The sequence below is a fragment of the Ideonella sp. genome (genome assembly GCF_041287625.1).
GTDB lineage: Bacteria > Pseudomonadota > Gammaproteobacteria > Burkholderiales > Burkholderiaceae_C > Ideonella.
Genome location: NZ_JBGGNH010000066.1, coordinates 58966 through 83409, shown reverse-complemented (window position 1 = coordinate 83409; position 24444 = coordinate 58966). Strand labels below are relative to the sequence as shown.

The 24444-nt window shown below is 68.0% G+C and carries 21 protein-coding genes; 10 read left to right on the top strand and 11 right to left on the bottom strand.

Annotated features, from left to right (window positions below; all coding sequences use genetic code 11):
- Positions 1–3 precede the first annotated feature (3 nt).
- The 6 genes from folK to murJ form a co-directional block, all read right to left on the bottom strand.
- A complete protein-coding gene (gene folK / locus ACAH41_RS24210) occupies positions 4–507 on the bottom strand; it encodes a 2-amino-4-hydroxy-6-hydroxymethyldihydropteridine diphosphokinase (RefSeq protein ID WP_325648204.1) in 504 nt (167 codons plus the stop codon).
- Positions 497–2161 carry a polynucleotide adenylyltransferase PcnB gene (pcnB, locus tag ACAH41_RS24205; protein WP_325648205.1) on the bottom strand — a complete coding sequence of 555 codons (1665 nt, stop codon included), beginning with the start codon at positions 2159–2161 and terminating at the stop codon, positions 497–499. Before pcnB ends, folK begins: the two co-directional genes overlap by 11 nt.
- Positions 2158–2832, bottom strand: coding sequence for an HAD family hydrolase (locus tag ACAH41_RS24200; protein ID WP_325648206.1), 675 nt, complete (start codon positions 2830–2832; stop codon positions 2158–2160). The genes pcnB and ACAH41_RS24200 overlap by 4 nt, the downstream gene beginning before the upstream one ends.
- Positions 2813–3568 (bottom strand): DnaA regulatory inactivator Hda, encoded by a 756-nt coding sequence (gene hda / locus ACAH41_RS24195; RefSeq protein WP_325648207.1) that lies wholly within the window; start codon positions 3566–3568, stop codon positions 2813–2815. Before hda ends, ACAH41_RS24200 begins: the two co-directional genes overlap by 20 nt.
- 237 nt (positions 3569–3805) lie before the next feature.
- A complete protein-coding gene (locus tag ACAH41_RS24190; RefSeq protein ID WP_325648208.1) occupies positions 3806–4675 on the bottom strand; it encodes a tetratricopeptide repeat protein in 870 nt (289 codons plus the stop codon).
- A gap of 61 nt (positions 4676–4736) precedes the next feature.
- Positions 4737–6293 carry a murein biosynthesis integral membrane protein MurJ gene (murJ, locus tag ACAH41_RS24185; RefSeq protein ID WP_325648209.1) on the bottom strand — a complete coding sequence of 519 codons (1557 nt, stop codon included), beginning with the start codon at positions 6291–6293 and terminating at the stop codon, positions 4737–4739.
- Positions 6294–6437: 144 nt separating this feature from the next.
- Between murJ and rpsT the strand changes: the two genes are divergently transcribed.
- Positions 6438–6734 carry a 30S ribosomal protein S20 gene (rpsT, locus tag ACAH41_RS24180; RefSeq protein WP_141287403.1) on the top strand — a complete coding sequence of 99 codons (297 nt, stop codon included), beginning with the start codon at positions 6438–6440 and terminating at the stop codon, positions 6732–6734.
- 71 nt (positions 6735–6805) lie between these two features.
- On the opposite strand, the gene ACAH41_RS24175 is transcribed toward rpsT, so the two are convergent.
- Positions 6806–7147, bottom strand: coding sequence for a DUF3579 domain-containing protein (locus ACAH41_RS24175; protein ID WP_325648210.1), 342 nt, complete (start codon positions 7145–7147; stop codon positions 6806–6808).
- 353 nt (positions 7148–7500) lie between these two features.
- On the opposite strand from ACAH41_RS24175, the gene ACAH41_RS24170 reads away from it, so the two are divergent.
- The 5 genes from ACAH41_RS24170 (at position 7501) to ACAH41_RS24150 (ending at position 12646) form a co-directional block, all read left to right on the top strand.
- Positions 7501–8694: an aspartate aminotransferase family protein gene (locus tag ACAH41_RS24170; protein WP_325648211.1), complete on the top strand. Its 1194-nt coding sequence runs from the start codon at positions 7501–7503 to the stop codon at positions 8692–8694.
- On the top strand, positions 8691–9653 hold the full coding sequence (gene argF / locus ACAH41_RS24165) for an ornithine carbamoyltransferase (protein WP_325648212.1): 963 nt from the start codon (positions 8691–8693) through the stop codon (positions 9651–9653). The genes ACAH41_RS24170 and argF overlap by 4 nt, the downstream gene beginning before the upstream one ends.
- 236 nt (positions 9654–9889) lie before the next feature.
- Positions 9890–10633 (top strand): metallophosphoesterase family protein, encoded by a 744-nt coding sequence (locus ACAH41_RS24160; RefSeq protein WP_325648213.1) that lies wholly within the window; start codon positions 9890–9892, stop codon positions 10631–10633.
- Positions 10634–10647: 14 nt separating this feature from the next.
- Positions 10648–12216 (top strand): bifunctional serine/threonine-protein kinase/universal stress protein, encoded by a 1569-nt coding sequence (locus tag ACAH41_RS24155; RefSeq protein WP_325648214.1) that lies wholly within the window; start codon positions 10648–10650, stop codon positions 12214–12216.
- A 106-nt stretch (positions 12217–12322) separates the two neighbouring features.
- On the top strand, positions 12323–12646 hold the full coding sequence (locus tag ACAH41_RS24150) for a YkgJ family cysteine cluster protein (protein ID WP_325648215.1): 324 nt from the start codon (positions 12323–12325) through the stop codon (positions 12644–12646).
- A gap of 16 nt (positions 12647–12662) precedes the next feature.
- Here the strand turns inward: ACAH41_RS24150 and ACAH41_RS24145 are convergent, their stop codons facing one another.
- On the bottom strand, positions 12663–13343 hold the full coding sequence (locus ACAH41_RS24145) for a hypothetical protein (RefSeq protein ID WP_325648216.1): 681 nt from the start codon (positions 13341–13343) through the stop codon (positions 12663–12665).
- A gap of 182 nt (positions 13344–13525) precedes the next feature.
- Here ACAH41_RS24145 and kynB point away from each other — a divergent pair, with 182 nt between their 5' ends.
- The 3 genes from kynB to kynA are packed head-to-tail and all read left to right on the top strand — an operon-like array spanning position 13526 to position 16402.
- Positions 13526–14191: an arylformamidase gene (kynB, locus tag ACAH41_RS24140; RefSeq protein ID WP_325648217.1), complete on the top strand. Its 666-nt coding sequence runs from the start codon at positions 13526–13528 to the stop codon at positions 14189–14191.
- A gap of 26 nt (positions 14192–14217) precedes the next feature.
- Positions 14218–15510 (top strand): kynureninase, encoded by a 1293-nt coding sequence (kynU, locus tag ACAH41_RS24135; RefSeq protein WP_325648218.1) that lies wholly within the window; start codon positions 14218–14220, stop codon positions 15508–15510.
- A gap of 1 nt (position 15511) precedes the next feature.
- Positions 15512–16402 (top strand): tryptophan 2,3-dioxygenase, encoded by an 891-nt coding sequence (gene kynA / locus ACAH41_RS24130; RefSeq protein ID WP_325648219.1) that lies wholly within the window; start codon positions 15512–15514, stop codon positions 16400–16402.
- Positions 16403–16470: 68 nt separating this feature from the next.
- Here the strand turns inward: kynA and ACAH41_RS24125 are convergent, their stop codons facing one another.
- Positions 16471–17838 carry a S8 family peptidase gene (locus ACAH41_RS24125; RefSeq protein WP_370538569.1) on the bottom strand — a complete coding sequence of 456 codons (1368 nt, stop codon included), beginning with the start codon at positions 17836–17838 and terminating at the stop codon, positions 16471–16473.
- A 292-nt stretch (positions 17839–18130) separates the two neighbouring features.
- Between ACAH41_RS24125 and ACAH41_RS24120 the strand changes: the two genes are divergently transcribed.
- On the top strand, positions 18131–19942 hold the full coding sequence (locus tag ACAH41_RS24120) for an aminopeptidase P family protein (protein WP_325648221.1): 1812 nt from the start codon (positions 18131–18133) through the stop codon (positions 19940–19942).
- Positions 19943–20008: 66 nt separating this feature from the next.
- Here the strand turns inward: ACAH41_RS24120 and ettA are convergent, their stop codons facing one another.
- A complete protein-coding gene (gene ettA / locus ACAH41_RS24115) occupies positions 20009–21673 on the bottom strand; it encodes an energy-dependent translational throttle protein EttA (RefSeq protein ID WP_325648222.1) in 1665 nt (554 codons plus the stop codon).
- Between the two features lie 181 nt (positions 21674–21854).
- On the bottom strand, positions 21855–24275 hold the full coding sequence (locus ACAH41_RS24110; protein WP_325648223.1) for an EAL domain-containing protein: 2421 nt from the start codon (positions 24273–24275) through the stop codon (positions 21855–21857).
- Positions 24276–24444 lie beyond the last annotated feature (169 nt).

Below are 24444 nucleotides of genomic sequence, written 5' to 3'. Positions count from 1 at the left end.
CAGTCACGCGATCACATCCTTGTCCATGCGCTCAATGGCCTGGTCTGCCACCCCCGGCAACCAATCGGCCAGCGGCCCAAGGCCAGGCAAGAGCAAATCTGGCACCAATTCGGCCAAGGGCAGCAGCACGAAGGCACGCAGGTGAAGCCGCGGGTGCGGCAGCGTCAGCAGCGGGTCGGCCAGCACTTGCTCACCATGCAGCAGCAGGTCCAGGTCCAGCGTGCGCGGCGCGTTGCGGTAGGCGCGCTCGCGGCCAGCCAACTGCTCCAGGGCCTGCAACTCGGCCAGCAGCGCACATGGCGCCAGCGTGGTATCCAGCTCAGCCACCGCATTGACGTAGTCCGGCCCGGTCGCGTCGACCGGCGCGCTGCGGTAGAACGACGAGGCACGCAGCCCCTGCACGCCCGGCAATGCCGCCAGGCGTTGCAAGGCAAGGCTCAGCTGACCGCGGGCGTCCCCGAGGTTGGCGCCGAGGCCCACATAGGCACGCGCCGGCTCAGGCTTCACCACCAGCGCCACCACCACCACCACCCGCCGGGCCACTGCCAGTGTCGCCGCTGCGTGCGCCGGTCCGGGCACCCGAAGGCTTGCGACGGCGGCGGCGCTTCTTGCGCGGTGCGTCGCCGGTGCCAGGCTCGGCGAGCTCCTGGTCGTCCGATTCGTCGTCGCCAGCTTCGTCGGAAGCTTCGGCTGGCGTGCCGTCTTCGGCTTGCTCGGCCGGCGTGCGGCGCGGTTTGGGCGAGCGGCGCGGGCGCGGCGCGTCGCGCACGGCATCCACCAGCGCTTCGCGCTCGGCGTCGTTGCCGAGCGAGAAGTCTTCCCACCATTCGGCCAGGTCGGCCGGAGCTTCCCCTACGTCCGCGCGCAGGCGCAGGAAGTCAAAGCCGGCGCGGAAGCGCGGCTGCTCGACCAGGCCGTAAGCCTGGGCGCCTGTGCGGCGTTCGAAGCGCGGCTGCATCATCCAGATCTCGCGCATGTCGGTCGCCAGCTTGCCGCGGCCGGAAATGTCGCCGATGCGGGCGTCGAACACCGCGTCGATGGCCTGGGACAGTGCCGGCATCGGGTGCTCGCCCGCGTCGCGCAGCCGGGTCCAGTTTTCCTGCACGTCGTGCCACAGCATGCAGGCCAGCATGAAGCTGGGGGCCACGGCCTTGCCTTCGGCGACGCGGCGGTCGGTGTCCTTCAGCGCCAGGTGCACGAATTTCTCGCGCGGGCTGCCGGCAGTGGCGTGGGTCAGCACGGCATCCAGCACCGGGAACAGGCCGCGGTCCAGGCCCTGCGCCTTCAACTGCGCCAGGCTGTCCAGCGCATGGCCGGTCTGCAGCAGCTTGATCATCTCGTCGAACATGCGCGAGGCCGGCACATTGGCCAGCGTGGCGGCCATCGCCTTCAGAGGCTTTTGCGTCTTGGGCTCGATCGTGAAGCCCAGCTTGGCGGCGAACCGCACCACGCGCAGGATGCGCACCGGGTCTTCGCGGTAGCGGGTTTCCGGGTCACCGATCATGCGCAGCACACGCGCCTGCGAGTCCTTGATGCCACCGTGGTAGTCGATCACGATTCGGGTCGACGGGTCGTAATACATCGCGTTGACAGTGAAGTCGCGCCGCGCGGCATCCTCGATCTGCGGTCCCCAGACGTTGTCACGCAACACCCGGCCGCTGGCATCCACCACATGGCTCTTGCCGGCCATCTCGTCGCGCGAGGTCTTCTCATTGCCCTCGACCTGCTCGGCCGCGCTGTTGTCCATGTACGCGCGAAAGGTCGAGACTTCGATGACCTCATGGTCACGGCCCCGGCCATGGATCACGTGCACGATGCGGAAGCGCCGGCCGATGATGAAGGCCCGCCGGAACAGGCCCTTGACCTGCTCGGGCGTGGCGTTGGTCGCCACGTCGAAGTCCTTGGGCCGGCGGTTGACCATCAGGTCGCGCACCGCGCCGCCCACGATGTAGGCCTCGTAGCCGGCCTGCTGCAGCGTGGTGACGACACGCACCGCGCGCTCGTCCAGCAGCGAAGCGTCAATGCCGTGCTCGCTTTCCGGCACCTCGGTGCGCTTGCCCAGCGGAATGCCACCCGTCTTGGCGGCCTTGGCCGCCTTGGCCGCCTTGGCCGAGCCATCTGCCGGCTTGCCCAGCAGCTTGTCGATGAATTTGCGGATCATGGGGTCTCGAATAGATTCAGGATGCGCCAGCCGCGTTCGCGGGCAATCGCTGCCAGCGCGGGCGTGGGATTGGTGGCCACTGGCGTGCTGACACGCTCCAGCAGCGGCAGGTCATTGGTCGAGTCACTGTAGAAGACGACTTCGTCGAATTCCTGCCAGGCACGGCCCAGGTCGGTCAGCCAGGCGTCCACTCGGGTTACCTTGCCTTCGCGGAAGGTTGGCACGCCATGCACCTTGCCGGTCACGCGTCCCTGCTCGTCGCGTTCCAACTCGACGGCCAGCAGGTGCTCGACGCCAAAGGCGGTGGCGATCGGCCGGGTCACGAACTCGTTGGTCGCGGTGACCACTGCCACCAGGTCGCCGGCGTCGATGTGGCCCTGCACCAGTTCGCGCGCCGCCGGGTGCAGCACCGGTTCGATCACGTCCTGCATGAAGCGCGCGCGCATCGCCTCGGCCTCTGCCGTGGGCCGGCTGCGCCAGGCGGCGGTCGCAAAGTCAAGGTAATCGGCCAGTACCAGCGTGCCGGCCTGGTACTGGGCGTAGAAGCCATCGTTGCGGCGGCGCCAGGCATCGCCGTCGACCCAGCCGACGTTCACCATGTACTCGCCAAAAGCGTGGTCGGAATCGTTGGGCAACAGCGTGCCGTCGAGGTCAAAAAGCGCGAGTTTCATCGGGAAACAGGTCCAGCGAAGCAATGTCCGGGTCAGGTTGGGCAGCGTTGGCGGCCGGCAGCGTCGGCTGCCCAGGCTCTTCGGCCAGCATTTTCTTGAGCAGCGGCACACTCAGTGCCCGGCCTTCGGCGAGCGAGAAGCGGTCCAGCCGGATCAGCAAGGCCATCAGCGAGCCCAGCTCACGAGAGAAATGGCTCAGCAAGTAGTCCAATACCTCGCTGGACAACGCCAGCCCGCGGTGGCGCGCCTCGCGCACCAGCACCTCGCGAACACCATCATCACCCAGCGGGTGCAGCGCGAATACGTGCCCCCAGCCGAAACGGGTGCGCAGGTCCTCGCGCACCGGCAGGTCGACCGGCGGCAAACGGCCGGCGGAAGCCATTTGCACACCGTGGGTTGCGGCCTCGACGAACAGCGTGAAGGCAGCGTGCTGGCGCGCCGGGTCCAAGCGCTCGGCACCGTCGATCAGGATCAGCGACCAGCCTTCGTCGAAGGTCCAGGGCAAGGCATGGTCGGCATCGAACCAGCCACTGCGGCCACCCTGGGCATGCACCTGGTGTGCCAGCGCGGACAACAAATGTGTCTTCCCGCTGCCGGCCGGGCCGCACAGATAGACCGGTGGCCCGGGCAGCACCAGGTCGCGCATCGCCTGCGCTGCGAGGCTGTTGTCGCCAGGCACGAAATTGTGGAAATCAGGCTCGGCCTCCAGGCCGATGGCCAGCGGCATCTGCTTCATGCGAGGCCCACCGACGCACGCGACCAAGCGCCGCCGCCGGCCAGCGGCTGGCCGCGCAACGCGTGAGGGTCTGCGGAGCGGTTCATGGTGAGAACGGAAAAATGGCTTGCGGCATGAGCGGCACGGCCGGGCCACCATCGGCTTCAGGCTGGCGCAGCCGAGCGTGGCGACCACAGCCAATGTGGCCGGGCGCCGGATTGTAGGACGGACGCCAGGGCGCACCGCCACCGCCCTGGCTCAGTGCAACAACGGGCGCGGGCTGCCACGCAAGGCTTCGACCCGCGCCTCCAGCGCCGGCGCGTCCGGCGCGGCCGGGCAATGCTGGAGGTAGGTCACCAGGTCGCTCAGCGCGGCACTGGCCTGCCCCAGCTCGGCATAGGCCAGGCCGCGGTCGCGCCGTTCTTCCCACTGTTCCGGCAGCAGGCAGACCATTCGCTGCTGCACCGCCAGCAACGCCACCCAGTCCTCGGACTGGCGGTGGATGGCTTTCAGGTTGCCCAGCATGCGGGCCAGCATGTCGCGCGGTGCCGCGGCCTGCAGGAACAGGCCGAGCGGCGTCTCGAAATCGCCGATCAGGCCTTGCTGCTGAACAAAGGGCTCCAACCGCTCTTCCAGCTCTTCGCGCGACAGCGAGCGGCCGTTGATCGGGTCCAGGATGACTTCGCCAGCCGGCATGCGCAGCTTGACCAGGAAATGTCCAGGGAAAGAAATGCCACGCGCCTGCAGGCCGATCTGCCCGGCCAGTTCGATGAAGATCAACGCCAGCGAAATGGGTATGCCGCGCCGCGTGGCCAGCACGCGATGCACGTAGCTGTTGTCAGGGTCATAGAAGTGGTTGGCGTTGGCCCCAAAACCGAGTTCATTGAAGAAATAGCGGTTCAGAACCCGCAGCCGGTGCAGCGGCGCGGCATCACCAGGCAGGCGGCGGCGCAGTTGCTCGGCCAGCCGGTCGATCTCGGCCAGCACGGCTTGCACGTCCAGCGCCGGATGGGCGTCCTGGCCGAGCAGGATGGCCGCTTCCAGCAGCGCGAATTCATCGTCCCGGGTCACCAGTGCCGAGAAATAGTCCAGCGCACTTTGGGGCACGAGGCTCAGGGGCACACTCATGCCAGCGAGTGTAGGACGAAGCAGCCAGCGCGGGTTTGCAAATTGCCTTGCAGCAGCTGCATCAGGTCCGGCGCAGGAACTGTTTCAGCGGCAGGCCAGCCAGGCGCAGCGCGCCGAAATACAGCAGCGCCCCGATGCCGATCACGCCCGCCAGCAGCCCGGCCCGCTGACCCGCATGCGCCTGCAGCGCCAGCCAGCCAATCGCGTGCGCGCTCCAGCCCAGCCACAGCCCCAGCACCAGGTTGGCCGGCGTCAAGCGCGCAAGGTACACCAGCCAGCCAGGTCCCGGGCTGTAGAGCCCACGCTTTTGCAGGCCGATCATCAACCAGCCGGCATTGACCATCGCACCCAGGCCGATCGACAAGGCCAGGCCGGCGTGCCCCAGCCAGGGCACGAAGATCGCGTTCATCAGCTGGGTGCAGATCAGCACCATCACCGCAATGCGCACCGGCGTGCGCAAGTCCTGCTGGGCAAAAAAACCGGGCGCCAGCACCTTGACGCCCACCAGGCCCAGCAGGCCGCAGCCGTAGCCGCGCAGTGCAAGCACAGTCATGTCCACGGCCTCTGAGCTGAACTTGCCGTAGTGGAACAGCACCGCCACCAGCGGCTCCGCAAACACCAGCATCGCCACCGCGCACGGCGTGGCCAGCAGCATCATCAGCCGCAGCCCCCAGTCCAACTGAGCCGAATACCCTGCGTGGTCGCCGCGCGCCCGCAGCGCCGAGAGGCCTGGAATCAGCACCACGCCCAGCGCCACGCCCAGCATCGCCGTGGGAAATTCCATCAGCCGGTCCGCATAGACCAGCCATGAAACCGCACCCGGGCGCAGGTGCGAAGCGATCTGGGTGTTGACCAGCAGCGAAGCCTGCGCGACCGAAACACCCAGCAGGGCCGGTGCCATCTGCTTGAGCACGCGGTGCACGCCAGGGTGCCGCCACGCGGCGAGCAGCGCGCCCGGCAGCACGCCAATGCGCGGCAAGGCGCCTATGCGCGCCAGCGCAGGAATCTGCACCGCCAGTTGCAACACCCCGCCCAGCAACACGCCAGCGGACAGCGCATGGATGGGCTCGATGTGGTACGACTTCAGCACCGGCGTCAGGCCCAGCGAGCAGACGATCATCGCAACGTTCAGCAGCACCGGTGTGGCGGCCGGCAACGCGAAGTTCTTCCAGGTGTTCAGCACGCCGGCCGACAGCGCCACCAGTGACATGAAGCCGATGTAAGGGAACATCCAGCGGGTCATCACCACCGCCAGGTCGAATTCCTCCAGCCCGGCGCCGAACAGCCAGACCACCGCCGGCGCCGCCAGCACGCCAACGACGCAGGTCGCCACCAGCACCCACAACAACACCGTGCCGACCGCGTCGATCAGCCGGCGAGTGACTTCATCGCCCTCCCGCTCGCGGGTGGCCGCCAGGATGGGCACGAAGGCCGCCGAAAAAGCGCCCTCGCCAAACAGGCGACGCAGCAGATTGGGAATGCGAAACGCGACGTTGAAGGCATCGGTCACCGCGCTGGCGCCAAAACTCGCGGCAATCAACTGGTCCCGGACCAGGCCGGTGATGCGGGACAACAAGGTCCACAGCGAAACAGTGGACGCGGCCTTCAACAGATTCATGGGAGGGCCGGCACGTGGGTGCCGGCAGCAGGGCGAAACCGGGGATTATGCGGGAGGCCTCAACGCGAGCCGGGCGCAGCTTGCCTGCAGCGCAGGAAATGGGCTATACTCGACAGTCTTTCCCCACCTGGAAAACCATACAGCATGGCCACCTCCTCCAAAGCCAAGAAGCGCACCGTGCGCCTGGCCTCGGGCCGCAAGCGCGCCCGCCAGGACGTTCACCTGAACGCCGCGAACACTTCGCTGCGCTCCAAGTTTCGCACCTCCGTCAAGAGTGTCCTGAAGGCTGTTGCCACTGGCGACAAGGCACAGGCTGCCGAAACCTTCAAGACCGCCCAAAGCGTGATCGACTCGATCGCTGACAAGGGCATCTTCCACAAGAACAAGGCAGCTCGTCACAAGAGCCGCCTGGCAGCCAAAGTCAAGGCGCTCGCCGCCTGACGCAACCTCCAGGTGGAAAGTGAAAAGCCCCGCACTGCGGGGCTTTTTTCATGGCCGGGTGGCTTTGGCGATCAGGCCTTCTTCTCGCCGCCGGCTGCCGGCGTGTCGGGCAACAGGCACCCATCGGTGACCTGCAGCTTGTTGTCGCGGGCGAAGTTCATCACGAAGTCCCAGGCCATCGGCTCGATGTCCTTCAGCGCTTCATTGACGATCACGCATTTCACGTTGTTGATGACCCGCGGCACGCAATACGGCGAGTAGCCGATGAAGGCACCAATGCCGGCCTTGCTGCCGCCAGGGCGGAAGCAGGACATCGCGCCAGCCAGCCGCTCGGCCCAGTCACTGGGGCGAAAGGTGCGGCCGTCCATGGTGAGGCCCTGGATGAACACTTCGCGCGGCTTGGACAATGGCATGGGTGACGTGGCGGGACGCCGGCCGGCAAGGCCAGCCTGCAGTTTTGACAACGTTCGCGTCCCGACGCGGGCTCGAAGCCCATGCCAGAGCCGGAGGCCGGCCGACGCAAACAACGCATTGTGCCTTGCCGGTGCTGCAATGCAGCATGCAAGGGTTTGGGAATGGCCAGTGGAGCTTCGCCGGCTTCCGGTACCCACCTGTTGTCGGCACCTCGGCCAAAGGCTTGAGAAGCGGCTGCATGACACATGTCGGCCTTTAGAATTCGGCCCCTGGGCAGCCTGTGATCCACAAGACACAGCCGCCCTTTGTTTTCTCCACTCTTTCTTTGCTCATCCCGACCCGGAGCCTGCCCATGTCCGCCCCCATGCCCCATGTGATGAACACCTACGGCCGACTGCCTTTTGCGCTGTCGCACGGCCGCGGCTGCACCGTCTGGGACACCGAAGGCCGACGCTACCTGGACGCGCTGGGCGGCATTGCCGTCAACACGCTGGGCCACAACCACCCGGTGCTGGTGCCGGCGCTGCAGGATCAACTCACCAAGCTGATCCACACCAGCAATTACTACCAGACGCCGCTCCAGGAAACGCTGGCAGCGCTGCTGTGCGAACGCGCAGGCATGTCGCAGGCATTCTTTTGTTCAACCGGCCTGGAAGCCAACGAAGGCGCGCTGAAGATCGCCCGCAAGTTCGGCCACGGCCGCGGCATCGAGCGGCCCGAGATCATCGTCTTCGACAAGTCCTTCCACGGCCGCTCGATTGCCACGCTGTCGGCCACCGGCAACCCCAAGATCCAGGCAGGCTTCGGCCCGCTGGTCGAAGGTTTCGTGCGCCTGCCGCTGAACGACGTGGACGCGCTGCACAGCGCCGCTGCCACGCATCCGAACGTGGTCGCGGTGCTGGTCGAACCGATCCAGGGCGAAGGCGGCATCGTGCCGGCGCGGGGGGACTACCTGCGCGAGCTGCGCACGCTGTGCGACACGCACAACTGGCTGCTGATGTTCGACGAAGTGCAGAGCGGCTTCGGCCGCACCGGCAAGTGGTTCGCCCACCAGTGGGCCGGCATCAAGCCGGACGTGATGCAGCTGGCCAAGGGCCTGGGCTCGGGCGTGCCGGTCGGTGCGATCCTGGTCGGCCCCAAGGCCGAAGGCGTGCTCACGCCGGGCAGCCACGGCAGCACCTTCGGCGGCAACCCGCTGGCCATGCGCGCCGGCGTCGAGACCATCCGGATCATGGAAGCCGACGGCCTGCTGGCGAGCGCGGCCCAGGTTGGCGACCATCTGAGGCAGGCACTGGCGCGTGAACTCGCCGGGCAGGCCGGCATCAAGGAAATCCGCGGCCACGGGCTGATGCTGGGCATCGAGCTGGACCGCCCCTGCGGCGTGCTGCTGGGCCGCGCGGCCGAGGCCGGCCTGCTGATCAGCGTGACGGCCGACAGCGTGGTGCGCCTGCTGCCGCCGCTGATCCTGCGCACGGCCGAAGCCGACGAGATCGTCAGCCTGCTGGTGCCGTTGATCAAGGCCTTCCTCGCGGAACCTGCCGCATGAAACCGGGGTTCAGCCTCATGAAGCACTACCTGCAGTTCAAGGACTTCCGGGCCGAGGAATACGCCTACCTGTTCGAACGCGCCCGCGTCATCAAGCAGCGCTTCAAGAACTACGAGCGCTACCAGCCGCTGACCGACCGCACGCTGGCGATGATCTTCGAGAAGGCCAGCACCCGCACCCGCGTCAGCTTCGAAGCCGGCATGTACCAGATGGGCGGCTCCGTCGTTCACCTGACCACCGGCGACAGCCAGCTGGGCCGCGCCGAGCCGATCGAGGACTCGGCCCGCGTGATCAGCCGCATGGTCGACATCGTGATGATCCGCACCTTCGAGCAGACCAAGATCGAGCGCTTCGCGGCCCACTCGCGCGTGCCGGTCATCAACGGCCTGACCAACGAGTTCCATCCCTGCCAGATCCTGGCCGACCTGCTGACCTACCTCGAAAACCGCGCGCCGGTGCATGCCCGCGGCTATGACCTGGACTGCCTCAAAGGCAAGGTCTTCGCCTGGGTGGGTGACGGCAACAACATGGCCAACACCTGGCTGCAGGCCGCCGAGATCCTGGGCTTCACGGTGCACGTCAGCACCCCAAGCGGCTACGAGGTGGACCCGAAGGTGGCCGGCATTTCCCGCAGCGACTGCTACAAGGTCTTCAAGGACCCGCTGGAGGCCTGCCGCGGCGCCCACCTGGTCACCACCGACGTGTGGACCAGCATGGGCTACGAAGCCGAGAACGCCGAGCGCCTGAAGGCCTTTGCCGACTGGTGCGTCGACGCCGAGATGATGGCCGTGGCCCAGCCCGACGCCCTCTTCATGCACTGCCTGCCGGCCCACCGGGGCGAGGAAGTCAGCGCCGAGGTGATCGACGGGCCGCAGTCGGTCGTTTGGGACGAAGCCGAGAACCGCATGCATGTGCAGAAGGCGCTCATGGAGTACCTCTTGCTCGGGCGCATCGGCTGAGGCTGAGCGGCGTCTCCGCAATCCACTTTGCGGGGCGCCGGCCCCGGCGACTGCGCTTGCAACCGCCGGGCTGCCGCCAGCAGCGGTTGGCGCCGCTCGGCAGGCGTTCTGGTTGGTGTCGATGCGCGCCTCGGCGTTCTGGTAGTAGCCTGCTCAGGTGACCGCACCGGCCACCGGTCCAACGTGACCGACAATCGCCCTGCCCTTTCCCGTCCCGTCCTGCACTGCCCATCCCGATGAAACTGGCCCTGGTAACCGACCTGCATGCCAACCGCGAAGCGGTACAGGCCGTGCTGGACCACGCCGCCACGCAAGGCGCCGAGCGCTACGCCTTCCTGGGCGATTACGTGGGCTACGGGGCCGACCCGGGTTGGGTCATCGACACGGTGCGCGAATACGTGGCCAATGGCGCGATCGCCGTGGGTGGCAACCACGACTCGGGTGTTGCCGACGTGATCTCGCCGTCCATGCGACCCGAGGCCCGCCAAGTCGTGGAGTGGACCCGCTCGCAGCTGGACGATGCGCAGATCGGTTTCCTGAAACGGCTGCCGCTGTCGGTCACCGAGGGCGACATGCTGTTTGTGCATGCCAATGCGTTTGCGCCGGCCGAGTGGGAGTACATCCAGGGCCGCATCGAGGCGGTGCGCAGCCTGCATGCCACGACCTGCCACTACACCTTCTGCGGCCACATGCACGAGCCCAAGCTGTTCCACCTCTCGGGCACCGGCAAGGCGGGCGACTTCATTCCTTCGCCGGGCGTGCCCATTCCCATCCCGCCGCTGCGCCAGTGGCTGATCGTGCCCGGCTCGGCCGGCCAGCCGCGCGACGGCAACCCGGCCGCCTGCTACGCAATGTTCGACACCACCGAACAGGCCCTGACCTTCCAGCGCGTGCCCTACGACCACGAGCAGGCCGGCGACAAGATCCGCGCCGCCGGCCTGCCCGAACGCCTGGCCGAGCGGCTGGCGCACGGCCACTGACGCGGCGGGCGAGAGTGGAAAGCACCGGCTCGTTCAAAGGCCCCGGCCGCTACCGCGGCGCCGACGTGCATGGCGCAGCACTGCGCATCGGCCAGGTCATCGACGGCTTCCGGCTCGAGGAGCGGCTGCACCAGGGCGGCATGGCCAGCCTGTGGCGCGTGACCCGCCTGGGCGCGGACGCGCTGCCGGTGGCCGACGGCTCGCCACTGATCATGAAGGTGCCGCGCATCAAGGGCGGCGAGGACCCGGCCGCCATCGTCGGCTTCGAGGTCGAGCGCATGATCATGCCGACGCTTTCCGGCCCGCATGTGCCAAAGTTCGTCGCCAAGGGCGACTTCACGCGCCAGCCGCACATCGTGATGGAGCACATTCCCGGCGCCACGCTGCGCCCGCGGCTGGACAGCGCGCCGCTGGCCATCCTGGAAGTGGTGGACCTGGGCGAGCGCGTGGCCAGCGCGCTGCACGAGCTGCACCGCCAGCACGTGGTGCACCTGGACATCAAGCCCAGCAACATCCTGTTCCGCGAAGACGGCACCGCCGTGCTGATCGACTTCGGCCTGTCGCGCCACGATCAGCTGCCGGACCTGCTGGACGAGGAATTCACGCTGCCCATGGGCACCGGGCCGTACATGTCGCCCGAGCAGGTGCAGTTCGTTCGCAACGACCCGCGCAGCGACATCTTCGCTTTGGGCGTGATGCTCTACCACTTCACCACCGGCGAGCGCCCGTTCGGCGCGCCGAACACGGTGCGCGGCCTGCGCAAGCGGCTGTATTTCGACCCCGTGCCGCCGCGCGCCATCCGTGCCGACTGCCCGCCGTGGCTGCAGGAAGTCATCCTGAAGTGCCTGGAGGTCAACCCGGAGCAGCGCTACCAGACGGCTGCGCTGCTGGCGCTGGACCTGCAGAATCCCGGCCAGGTGCCGCTGGGCCCGCGCTCCGAGCGCATGCAGCGCAGCAGCGCCTACACCCGGTTCAAGCGCTGGTTCTTCGCGCTGGGCTCGGAGCCCGACAGCCGCGGCGTCAGCGCCAGCGAGATGGTGCACAAGAGCCCCATCATCGTCGCCGCGGTGGACGTGGAAAACGCCTCGCAGCACCTGCTCGAAGAGTTGCGCGAAACCGTGCGCCGCATCGTGCAGACGGAGCCCGGTGCGCGCCTGGCCTGCCTCAGCGTGATGCGCACCGCGCGCATGGGCATGGACGAGCTGGTCGACAAGGCCGGCCAGAGCGTGCACGTCAAGCAGCTGATCAACCTGAAGCACTGGGCCCGGCCGATCAGCAAGGCCCTGGACCTGGAGGAAGGCCGGCTGACCTACCACGTGCTGGAAGCGCCGGACGAGGCCAACGCCATCATCGAATTCGCCCGCCGCAACCAGGTCGACCACGTGGTGCTGGGCGCGCGCGGCCAGTCGGCGCTGCGGCGCTACCTGGGCAGCGTGTCCTCACAGGTGGTGGCGGAGTGCGAATGCACGGTCACCGTGGTGCGGGCCAATGCGCCGGCGCCGTCGCCCGAAGACGCCCCGATGGCGCCGGCCAGCAGCCCCGCCACGACCACGCCGCCCCCCGAGCCCGCCCCCGCGCCGTGAGCCCCCTTGTGTCAACCCGCCCCACGCGGGCCGAGCGCCGGGCCGCTCCCAAGCCGGCCCGCATCCCCGCGGGGGATCGGCCGACGTACCCGTCGGGCGGGCGGTCATGAACCCCTGCGTGCACTGTGGTGCCTGCTGCGCCAGCTTCCGCGTGGACTTCGCCCGCGCCGAGCTGGACAGCGAGGGTGGTCGCGTGCCGGACGGGCTCGCCGTCGACGTGACCGATCACACCTGCCGCATGCGCGGCACGGACCATGCGCAGCCGCGCTGCGCAGCGCTCACCGGCCGCGTTGGCCAGGACGCGCGCTGCGGCATCTACGAATGGCGGCCCTCGCCCTGCCGCGAATTCGGCATGCTGGCCCCGCTGGGCCTTGGCGACGACGCCTGCGCCCGGGCCCGCATGCGCCACGGCTTGGCTCCCCTGCCCTGATCAAGAGGCGGGTCTTTCAGTTCTTTCCGGTTGCCACCTGTGGCGCAGCGCGTACGCCGAAGACTTCCTTGAGGAAGATGAAGTCCGGCGCGGGCTCGCCTGCCGGATGCTGCGCCGCGGCGCGCTGCAGCCGGTAGCAACTGAGGTACTCCGGCTGCAGCCCACCCAGCCACGACAGCGCAAAGCTGTTGTCCTGCGCCACCAGGCGACCATCGCGGTCCTTCACCTGCAGGCTCATCTCGGTCAGGCCGGTGAGGCTCTGCGGCCAGTCGGACGGGACCGGCGTGCGGCGCCAGCCCACCACGTAGTCGGCCCCGGCTGGCTGGCCTGGCGACAGGCTGGCGCGCTGCGTGCTCGCCACCGCCAGCGTCTTCAACACGGCACGCGGCGGCAGCAGCGCGTTGTCATCCGGCTCACTCAGGCCGCGGGTGTCCAGCAGCAGCGTGGCCGTGGGCACCTTCAGCGGCAGCGTGGCAGGCAGTGGCAGTTCCGCAGCCAGGGCCTGGCAACGGGCTTGCAAAGCCGGCCATAACGCCAGCCAGGTGGCCTCGCGCTGCGCCTGCAGCAGGTCATTGCGGTCGCCCACCACATTGCGCGCCATGCGCACCGCGAAGAACGCGCCGCAGCCGCTCAGCAGCAGGCTGGACGCCAGTGCCACCGCCCCTGCCCGCAGGAGTCCCGTCGATCCAAAGCTCATGCCGATACCGCGCCGCCACAAAAATGAAGACCGGGCGACTGTCGCACGATTCGTGCGCAGCACTGGACCGCAGCGGGTAACAGGGGGGCCGCGGGAAGCTATGCCAGTGCAGCCCGGATTTCTCCCGCCTGTTGGAAATAACCGACACCACGGTGCATCATGCGGCGATAACTTCCGCCGCCATGCCAGACGCTTCCCGCACCGCCCCATCCGCCGCCCGCGAGCGCCGGCTCTGGGACATTTCGCCGCCGGTGTTCATCGGCGCGCCGGTCTTTCCCGGCGACACGCCTTACCAGCAGCGATGGGCCGCCACGCTGGGCCCTGGCTGCCCGGTCAACGTCGCGACGCTGACGCTCTCTCCGCATGTGGGCGCGCATGCCGATGCGCCGCTGCACTACAGCCCGGACGGCGCCACCGCCGGCCTGGTGGACCTCGCACCTTACCTCGGGCCCTGCCGCGTGATCCACGCGATCGGTGCCGGCCCGCTGGTGCGCATCGAGCACCTTCAGCATGCGGTGGCCGACCTGCCACCGCGCGTGCTGGTGCGCACCTACCAGCGCATGCCGCAGGAACGTTTCGACACCTCGCTGCCAGCCTACGCGCCCGAGACGCTGAGCTGGCTGGCCGACCTGGGCGTGAAGCTGGTCGGCATCGATTCCGCCAGCGTGGACCCGGCGGACAGCAAGACGCTGGACAGCCACCAGGTGCTGCGCCAGCGCGACCTGCGGGTGCTGGAGAACCTGGTGCTGGACGAAGTGGCCGAAGGCGACTATGAGCTGATCGCGCTGCCGCTGAAGCTGATCCAGGCCGATGCCTCTCCCGTGCGCGCCGTGTTGCGCGAGCTGTGAACCCGTTTCCCTTTCAGAGACTTCCGATGTTCGTCACCCTGACCCGACAAGACTGCCTGGCGCTCGACGCCACCGACCCGCTGCGCGCGCTGCGCGATCAATTCATCCTGCCCGAAGGCGTGATCTACCTGGACGGCAACTCGCTGGGCGCACAACCCGCAGCCACCCCCGCACGCGTGGCCGAAGCCATCCAGCAGGAATGGGGCGAGGGCCTGATCCGCAGCTGGAACAGCGCCGGCTGGATCGCGCAGCCGCAGCGCCTGGGCGACAAGATCGCCCGGCTGGTGGGCGCGGCCCCCGGCGAAGTGGTGGTTGCAGACTCCACCTCGGTCAACCTCTACAAGGTGCTCAGCGCCGCGCTGGCCATCGCGAGGGCCGACGCGCCCGAGCGCAAGGTTGTCCTGTCAGACCGCGAGAACTTCCCGACCGACCTCTACATCGCCCAGTCGCTCTGCGCCCAGCACGGCCTGACGCTGGAGCTGGCCAGCGCCGCCGGACTCGAAGCGCGGCTGGCCAAGGGCAGCGACATCGCGGTCCTGCTGTGGACCCAGGTGAACTACCGCAGCGGCTTGATGCTGGACATGGCCCGCCTCACGGCACAGGCCCACGCTGCTGGCGCGCTGGCGATCTGGGACCTCGCGCACTCGGCCGGCGCAGTGCCGGTGGACCTGAACCGCGCCGAGGCCGATTTCGCGGTCGGCTGCGGATACAAGTACCTCAATGGTGGCCCTGGCGCTCCCGCCTTTGTCTGGGCCCACGCCCGCCATGCGGACCGCTTCTGGCAGCCGCTCTCGGGCTGGATGGGCCACGCGGCACCGTTCCGCTTCGACACCGGCTACCGGCCGGCACCGGGCGTGTCGCGCTACCTCTGCGGCACGCCGGCGGTGCTGGCGATGAGCGCGCTGGAATGCGGCATCGACACCCTGCTGGCCGCCGAGCCGCTGGGCGGCATGGCCGCACTGCGCGCCAAGTCGCTGCAGCTCTCAAGGCTGTTCGTCGCCCAGGTGCAGCAGCGCTGCGCCGCGCATGCGCTGCCGCTGGCCTCACCGTTGGACGAGACGCAGCGCGGCAGCCAGGTCTCGCTGGTGCACAACGAAGGCGGCTACGCGGTGATGGCCGCGCTGATCGCGCGCGGCGTCATCGGCGACTTCCGTGCCGGCGCCAGCAGCCAGGCCGAGCCCGACCTGCTGCGCTTTGGCTTCACGCCGCTGTACACCCGCTTTGTCGACGTGTTCGACGCGGTGACCGCGCTGGCCGAAGTGCTGGACAGCGGCGAGTGGCGCGAGGCGCGCTTCAATCAGCGCGCCGCGGTGACCTGAGATGGCCTGCCCTCACGCATCGCAAGACGACGTGCCCGCGGCAAATCCCGTGGCATCGGCCGGCGAAACCATCGTCCGCGAGGAAGGTGCCCAGCTCGACTTCTCCCGCGACATGAGCTACGGCGACTACCTTCACCTGGACGAGGTGCTGGGCGCGCAGCACCCGCTCTCGCCGGACCACAACGAGATGCTGTTCATCGTCCAGCACCAGACCAGCGAGCTGTGGATGAAGCTGATGCTGCACGAGCTGACGGCCGCGGTGCACCACCTCGCGTCAGACCAACTGCAGCCGGCCTTCAAGATGCTGGCCCGGGTCTCGAAGATCATGGAGCAGCTGGTGCATGCCTGGGACGTGCTGGCGACGATGACGCCGCCGGAATATTCCGCCATCCGCCCGTACCTGGCCAAGTCCAGCGGCTTCCAGAGCTGGCAGTACCGCTGCATCGAGTTTTCGCTGGGCAACAAAAACCCTGCAATGCTCAAGCCGCACGCGCATCGGCCGGACCTGCTGCAGACCGTGGAAGCCGCCTGGCGCCGGCCCTCGCTGTACGACGAAGCGCTGCGCCTGCTGGCCCGCCGCGGCATCCCCGTGCCCGCCAGCCACACGGAGCGCGACTGGACCCTGCCTTACGCAGCCGACGAGGGCGTGATGCAGGCCTGGCTGCAGGTCTACCGTGCACCCGATCGGCACTGGGACCTCTACCAGCTCGGCGAGGAGCTGACCGATCTGGAGGACGCCTTCCGCCTCTGGCGCTTCCGCCACGTGACCACGGTGGAACGCGTGATCGGCTTCAAGCGCGGCACCGGCGGCACTGGCGGTGTGAATTACCTGCGCAAAATGCTGGACGTGGTGCTGTTCCCGGAGATCTGGCAGCTGCGCACCGAGCTCTGATTCGGCTGCCGCCCGCCCATGAAAAGAGCCGCCCTCGGGCGGCTCTTTTCTGAGGCACGAGTGCTGCGTCAGAAGGTGCTCATGTCCAGCCGCGCGCCGGTGATGACCTTGCCGTTTAGCGAGTTGGTCGGGATCGCGCTGTTCAGGATCGCAGCCTTGATCTCGGGGGCCTTGGCACTCTGGTGCGACGAGGCGTACATCGCGGCAGCGCCGACGACAAATGCCGAAGCGAACGAGGTGCCGCTCAGCGACGCATAGCCCGATTTGTAGACACCCTTCTTGATCACCGGGTTGGTGGTCTCGATGGCGGTGCCCGGTGCGGCGATGTGAACCGTCGTCGCGCCGTAGTTCGAGTAGCTCGCCAGCGTGCCGAATTCAGTCAGCGCCGCGACCGAGATCACGTTGTCCAGCGCGTAGCTGGCGGGGTAGAAAGGTGCGGTGTCATTGCTCTTGCTGCTGTTGCCTGCAGCGGCGACCACCAGGATGTTGGCGGCACCTGCGCGGCCGATCGCATCGGAGAAAGCCTGCGAGAAGCCACCGCCGCCCCAGGCCGCGCTGATGGCCACCAGCTTGATGCCCTTCGAATACTTCAGGCCGGTCAGATAGTCCATCGCCTTGACCGCCAGCGCCGCGTTGCCGGTGCCGTTGGTCATCATCTTGGCGGGGATCATGTTCACGCCCCAGCAAACGCCGGCAATGCCCTTGTCGTCGCCACCACGCGCGCCGATCACGCCGGCCACCTGGGTGCCGTGTTCGTCGGTCACGTCGTCGAACACGGTGTTGTCGTTGTTGACGAAGTCCCAGCCGTTGATGTCGTCGACATAACCGCTGCCGTCTTCGTCGACGCCGTTGACCACCTCATCGGGGTTGACCCAGACGTTCTTCAACAAGTCGTTGTGGGCCAGCATGATGCCTTCGTCCATCACGCCCACATGGATCTTCTTCAGGCAGGTGTTGCCGCGGTCCCAGGCCATTGCGGCACCGGAGCCATAGGTGTTGGTGAAGAGTGGCGAGGTCGCACCGTACATGCCCCACTGGCTGCCGTTGACATAGTACGGATCGGTGGCGACCGACTGGGCGGTGTAGACCCAGTTCGGCTCGGCGAATTTCACGAAGCCGTTGGTGCCCAGCAAGCGCATGGCCGCAGCAACCGAGGAGCCCTCGGGCAGGCGGATGCGGTGCAGCTCACCCATGCTGCCATTGGCCGCGCGCAGCCGCTCGATCGAGCGCCCGCCGACCAGCGCCAGCGCCGATTGCCGTGCTGCCAGCGCGGCAGTGCCGTGGAACTGCACCAGCATCTCGCCCGGCACGTACCTGGCATGCGCGCTCAGGCTGGCCTCCACGAGTTCCGAATTCGCCTGGGCAAGGCCCACGAAGCCCAGCAGTGACCCCGCCACAGCAACAACCGACAGGCCACGATTCAAACAACTGCTCACTCGATACCTCCAAACCCACAAGAAACACATATATAAAACCTTGTTACAGCTTCGCAGCGTCAGAGAGGGGTGTCTACCATGCGACTTAGGGGGAAATCATCGCCTTGGAGGATTGCGCGGGTGTCGGCGGGCTGGCCCCGGCAAGGCTGGCGCGGCCCTGCCGAGACCGAAACTGCATGCGCCTCCTAGAATCACGGATTCGGCGCCGGGCTCATGGCGCCGTTTCGCCCTTTATTTCCTGACGACCTGCGCCGCCTGCGCCATCCGCGGGCTGGCTGACCGGAGCCACACCATGGACACCCGCACCGCCCCCGCCCGCCTTCGCATCGTCCGCCTGCGCGAAGCCATGTCTGCCGCCAACGTGCAAGGCGTGCTGGTGCCGTCCAGCGATCCGCACATCAGCGAGTACCTGCCAGGCCGCTGGCAGGGCCGCGAATGGTTCTCCGGCTTCACAGGTTCGATGGGCACGCTGGTCGTCACGCTGACCGACGCCGCGCTGTTCGCCGACAGCCGCTACTGGACCCAGGCAGAAGCCGAACTGGCCGGCAGCGGCATCTCGCTGGTCAAGATCCCGACTGGCGCCGCCACCTATCACCTGGACTGGATCACCCAGCACCTCAAGCGTGGCGAAACCCTGGCGGTGGACGGCCAGGTGCTGGGGTTGGCCGCAGCCAAGCAGCTGCGTGGCGTGACCGACGCCGCCGGCATCCAGCTGCAAACCCAGGCCGACCCGCTGGACGCCGCCTGGGACGACCGGCCCACGCTGCCAACCGCCGGCATCTACGAGCACCTGGCACCCGAGGCGCCGCTGCCACGCACCGCCAAGCTGGCCCAGGTGCGCGAGGCAATGGCCGCACAAGGCGCAAGCCACCACTTCATCTCGACCGTCGACGACATCGCCTGGCTGACCAACCTGCGCGGCGCCGACGTGGCCTACAACCCGGTGTTCCTGGCCCACGTGCTGATCGCGCCGGCCCACGCAACGCTGTTTGTCGGCAGCGGCAAGGCCGACGCCGCGCTGGCCGCCAAGCTTGCCAGCGAAGGCTTCCAGTTGGCCGACTATGCCCAAGCCGCCGCCACGCTGGCCAAGCTGCCGGCCGGCAGCACGCTGCTGATGGACCCCAAGCGCGTGACGCTGGGCCTGCGCGAAGCGGTGCCGGCCAGCGTCGCCGTGATCGAAGCCATCAACCCCAGCACGCTGGCCAAGAGCCGCAAGACAGCCGAGGAAGCCGCCTTCATCCGCCAGGCCATGGCCGAGGACGGCGCGGCGATGTGCCACTTCTACGCCTGGTTCGAAGCGGCCCTGGCCAGCGGCGAGCGCATCACCGAGCTGACCATTGACGAGAAGCTCAGCGCCGAGCGCGCCAAGCGGCCCGGCTTCGTCGGCCTGTCCTTCCCGGTGATTGCCGGCTACAACGCGAACGGCGCGATGCCGCACTACCGCGCCACGCCCGAGTCGTTTGCCGCCATCGAGGGCAACGGCCTGCTGCTGATCGACTCCGGCGGCCAGTACAAGGGCGGCACCACCGACATCACCCGCGTCTGGCCGGTCGGCACCATCACCGCCGAGCACAAGCGCGACTACACGCTGGTGCTCAAGGGCACACTGCAGCTCAGCCGCACGCGTTTCCCCGAAGGCACCATGAGCCCGATGCTGGACGCGCTGGCCCGCGCGCCGCTGTGGGCCGAGAGCATGGAATACGGCCACGGCACAGGCCACGGCGTGGGCTACTTCCTGAACGTGCACGAAGGCCCGCAAAGCATCAGCAAGGCCGTGCCGGACGCCCACATGGCGATGCGCGCCGGCATGATCACCTCGATCGAGCCGGGACTCTACAAGCCCGGCCGCCACGGCATCCGCATCGAGAACCTGGTGCTCAACGTGCCGGCGCCCAGCAGCGAGTTCGGCGAGTTCCTCGAATTCGAGACGCTGACGCTGTGCCCCATCGACACCCGCTGCATGGACTTCGACCTGCTGCGCGCGGACGAAATCGACTGGCTCAACCAGTACCACGCGATGGTGCGTGAGCGCCTGTCGCCGCTGGTGGACGGCGATGCACTGGCCTGGCTGCTCAAGCGCACCGAGAAGATCCAGGCCGCCTGAAGCACGCGCCGCGCGCCCAGCAAAAAGCCACTCGAGAGTGGCTTTTTTCGTTGCGGCGCGAAGGCCTTACTTGAGCGCCTTGAAGCGCAGGCGGTGCGGCTTGGCGCCTTCTTCGCCCAGGCGCTTTTTCTTGTCAGCTTCGTACTCCTGGTAGTTGCCGTCGAAGAAGAACCACTGCGAGTCGCCTTCGCAGGCCAGGATGTGGGTGCAGATGCGATCCAGGAACCAGCGATCGTGGCTGATGATCATGGCCGAGCCGGCGAATTCCAGCAGCGCGTCTTCCAGCGCCCGCAGGGTTTCGACGTCCAGGTCGTTCGACGGTTCGTCCAGCATCAGCACGTTGCCGCCCTGGGCCAGGGTCTTGGCCAGGTGCAGGCGGCCGCGTTCACCGCCGGAGAGGCTGCCCACCAGCTTCTGCTGGTCATTGCCCTTGAAGTTGAAGCGCCCCAGGTAGGCACGGCTGGGCATCACGAACTTGCCGACGATGATGTTGTCCAGGCCGCCGGACACGTCCTGCCACACCGTCTTGTCCGCGGCCAGGCCTTCGCGGCTCTGGTCCACGAAAGCCAGCTGCGCGGTCTTGCCGGTCTTCACCTCGCCCGAATCCGGCTGCTCGACGCCCTGGATCATGCGGAACAGCGTGGACTTGCCGGCGCCGTTCGGGCCGATGATGCCGACGATGGCGCCCGCTGGCACCTTGAAGCTCAGGTTGTCGATCAGCACGCGGTCGCCAAAGCTCTTCGAGACATTGGTGAACTCGATGACTTCATTGCCCAGGCGCTCGGCCACGGGAATGAAGATTTCGTTGGTCTCGTTGCGCTTCTGGTATTCGACGTCGCTCAGTTCCTCGAAACGGGCCAGGCGCGCCTTGCTCTTGGCCTGGCGGCCCTTGGCGTTCTTGCGCACCCATTCCAGTTCCTGCTTCAAGGCCTTGGCGCGCGCGTCTTCGGACTTCTGTTCGGCTTCCAGGCGCTTGCCCTTGCCGTCCAGCCAGTCGGAATAGTTGCCCTTGTACGGGAAGCCCTGGCCTCGGTCGAGTTCGAGGATCCACTCGGCCGCGTTGTCGAGGAAGTAGCGATCGTGGGTGATGGCCACGACGGTGCCGCCAAAGCGCTTGAGGAACTGTTCCAGCCAGTCCACCGATTCAGCGTCCAGGTGGTTGGTCGGCTCGTCGAGCAGCAGCATGTCGGGCTTGGACAGCAGCAGGCGGCACAGCGCCACGCGGCGCTTTTCGCCACCGGACAGCGGGCCGATCCTGGCGTCCCAGGGCGGCAGGCGCAACGCGTCGGCGGCAATGTCCAGCAGGTGGTCGGTGTTCTCGCCGCCCGAGGTGGCGATGATGGCTTCCAGCTCGGCCTGTTCGGCGGCCAGCGCGTCGAAGTCGGCGTTTTCTTCGCCGTAGGCAGCGTAGACCTCGTCCAGGCGCTTCTGCGCCGCGATGGCGCCGCCAATGCCCTCTTCGACCGCTTCACGCACGGTCTGGTCCGGATTCATCACCGGCTCCTGCGGCAGGTATCCGATCTTCAGGCCGGGCATCGGCACGGCTTCGCCTTCGATGTCCTTGTCCAGCCCGGCCATGATCTTCAGCAGCGTGGACTTGCCCGAGCCGTTCAGGCCCAGCACGCCGATCTTGGCGCCGGGGAAGAAGGACAGCGAGATGTCCTTCAGGATGTGACGCTTCGGCGGCACGATCTTGCCGACGCGGTTCATGGTAAAGACGTATTGCGCCATTTGCGGTCCCGATGACGGCCCTTGCTGGAAGGGCGGAGCCATCTCCCGGGGCCGACAGCGCCGGCGGGGAGTGGCGGAAAGGATGGTGTGCTGCAGTCCTGGCCGCCGGGGCGGCGCATGGCAATGCGGTGCAGCAAACCTCGATTATCGCTGCAGCTGACAGTGGCGGTTCAACGCCGGCTCAGCTGGCCCGCTCCGGCGAGTTCGGCCATTGCGGAAGGAACTGCTCGAACTGCATTGACTCGCTGGCCGGCAGGTCGCCCGGATCGGGCCGGCTGGCCGGGTCCCAGCTGTCCATCAGCCGGCGCATCTGCTCCGCCGGTGCCGGCCGGGCCAGCAGGTAGCCCTGCACCGAGCTGCAGCCCGCGCGCCGCAACACTTCGAGCTGGGCCGGCTCCTCGACCCCTTCGGCCACGGTTCGCATGCCCAGCATGCGCGCCAGCTCGACGATGGTGCGCACGATGGCGCGGGCGTCGTGGTGGGTCAACAGCTCCCGCACGAAGGCGCGGTCGATCTTCAGCGTGTCGAACGGGAAGCGGCGCAGGTAGGCCAGCGAGGAATAGCCGGTGCCGAAGTCGTCCAGCGCAATCTGCACGCCCAGCGACTTCAGCTGGTGCAGGTTGGACATCGCCGTCGGCGTGTCGTCCAGGAAGATGCCTTCGGTGATCTCGATCTCCAGGCGCTCGGCCGCCAGGCCGGACACCTGCAGCGCGCGCCGCACGTCGTCCAGCAGCCCGGTGCGCATCATCTGGGCCGGTGAGACATTGACCGAGATCATCAGGTTGCCGAACAGCGCCTGCGCCTCCTGGCAGGCCCGCTGCAGCACCCAGGCGCCGATCTCGCCGATCAGCCCGCATTTCTCCGCCACCGGGATGAACTCGGCCGGCGGGATGGACCCCAGCGTCGGATGATGCCAGCGCACCAGCGCCTCGGCACTGAGCAGCTCCCAGGTGTCCACCCGCACCCACGGCTGCCAATCCAGGCTCAACTCGCCGCGCTGCAGCGCCTGCCGCAATTCATGCTCGACCGACACCACGCGCCGGCTGCGCTCGCCCAGGGCCGGCGCGAAATACTCGCAACGGCCGCGCCCGGCTTCCTTGGCGGCGTACAGCGCCAGGTCGGCATTGCCCAGCACTTCATCGATGGTCGTGCCGTGGTCGGGGATCAACGCGACGCCAATGCTGGCGCCAATCGCCACCATCTGCCCGCGCACCTCGCCCGGCGAATTCAGCACCTGCAGCAGGCGCTGCGACAGCTGGCCCACTTCCTCGTCGCTGCGCACATCGTCCAGCAGCACCGAAAACTCGTCACCGCCCAGCCGCGCCACCAGGTCGCTGCGGCGCACGATGGACTGCAGCCGCTGCGCCACCAGGCGCAGCACGCCGTCGCCCACCGAATGGCCCAGCGAGTCGTTGATGGACTTGAAGTTGTCCAGGTCCAGGCACAGCAGCGCACTGCGCCGCGGCGGGTCGCCCCTGGCTTCCAGCGCCTGCGACAGGCGCTCGCGCAGCTGCACCCGATTGGCCAGGCCGGTCAGCGAATCGTAGTGCGCCAGATAGGCCAGGCGCTGGTGCGTCAGGCGCTGCTGCGTGACATCGGAAATCACGCCGCGCCAGCCGTTCGAGCGGCCGATCTCGTCGAGCAGCGGCTTGGCGGTCACCGTCCACCAGCGGTGGTTGTCGCCGGCCTTGACCTGCAGCAGCACGTCCCGGAAGGGCTTGCCGCGGGTCATCGCCGCGCGCAGCGCGCGCAGGCCGCCGGCATGTTCGGTGTCGACGTTGCGCTCGTCCAGCATCTGCACCAGCCCGGTCTCGGCCAGCACATCTTCCGGCTCGCCCAGCAGCAGCGCCAGCCGGCCGGAAACATGGGTGAACAGGCCGCTGCGGTCGATCTCCCACAGCACGTCGGTCGCATGCTCCTCGAAATCGCGCAGCAACAGGCTGACAAGCTGGCCCTGGCGGGCCGCCTCGCGTTCGGAATTGATGCGCGCCTGCAGTTGCCGCGCCATCGAGCGCACCCCTGCCAACACCACCGCCGCGTAGACGCAGAGCATCCCGGCCACCGTCAGCGCCGGGCCGCCGCCCTGGCGCAGCAGGCCCACCAGTGCGCCCAGCGCCAGCACGCCCAGCCAGGCCAGGCTGGCAGGCAGCAGCGGCGCCAGCAGGAAGGCCCCGGCGCCGAGCATGCCGCAGACCAGCATCGCAATCACCAGCTGCTGGCCCACCGGCACCGCCGGGTACCACAGCGCGGAAACCACCGACCACAGCAGCGCCAGCCAGGCCGCGTGGCCGGTGGCATGCCACAGCGCACGCGGCGACACGCTGGCCGGTGCCATCGCGCCGCGCAGCCGCCAGGCGCGCCAGCCCGCCCAGCCGCAGCTGGCCAACAACAGCAGCAGCCAGGTGCCGAGCGGCCAGGCCCGCGGCAGCGAGCCCAGCAACGCGCCCGTCACCAACAGGCCGCAGAGTGCGTTGGCCAGCATCACGGCCGGCGACAGCCGGGTGACGATGGCCAGATGGCGAGCGCGCAGCTCGGCCGCCGCGGGCTCGGGCGAAAACATCGCCTGGACTTCGCCGCGAGCAGCCTGCCAGGTGCCAAGCATGTGAGAAAGACCGCGCAACTTCGTTCCTAGAAAGGGTGGCCGAAGCGCCCGCCACAGGCGCTGCAAGTGCCCGGATCCACGGCCGCTGTCCGGAGCCAGCGGCGAAATGTAACCGCACCGGTGAACACCCTCTATTCAAAGCATGCCCAATGCGGCGGGGCAATCCCCT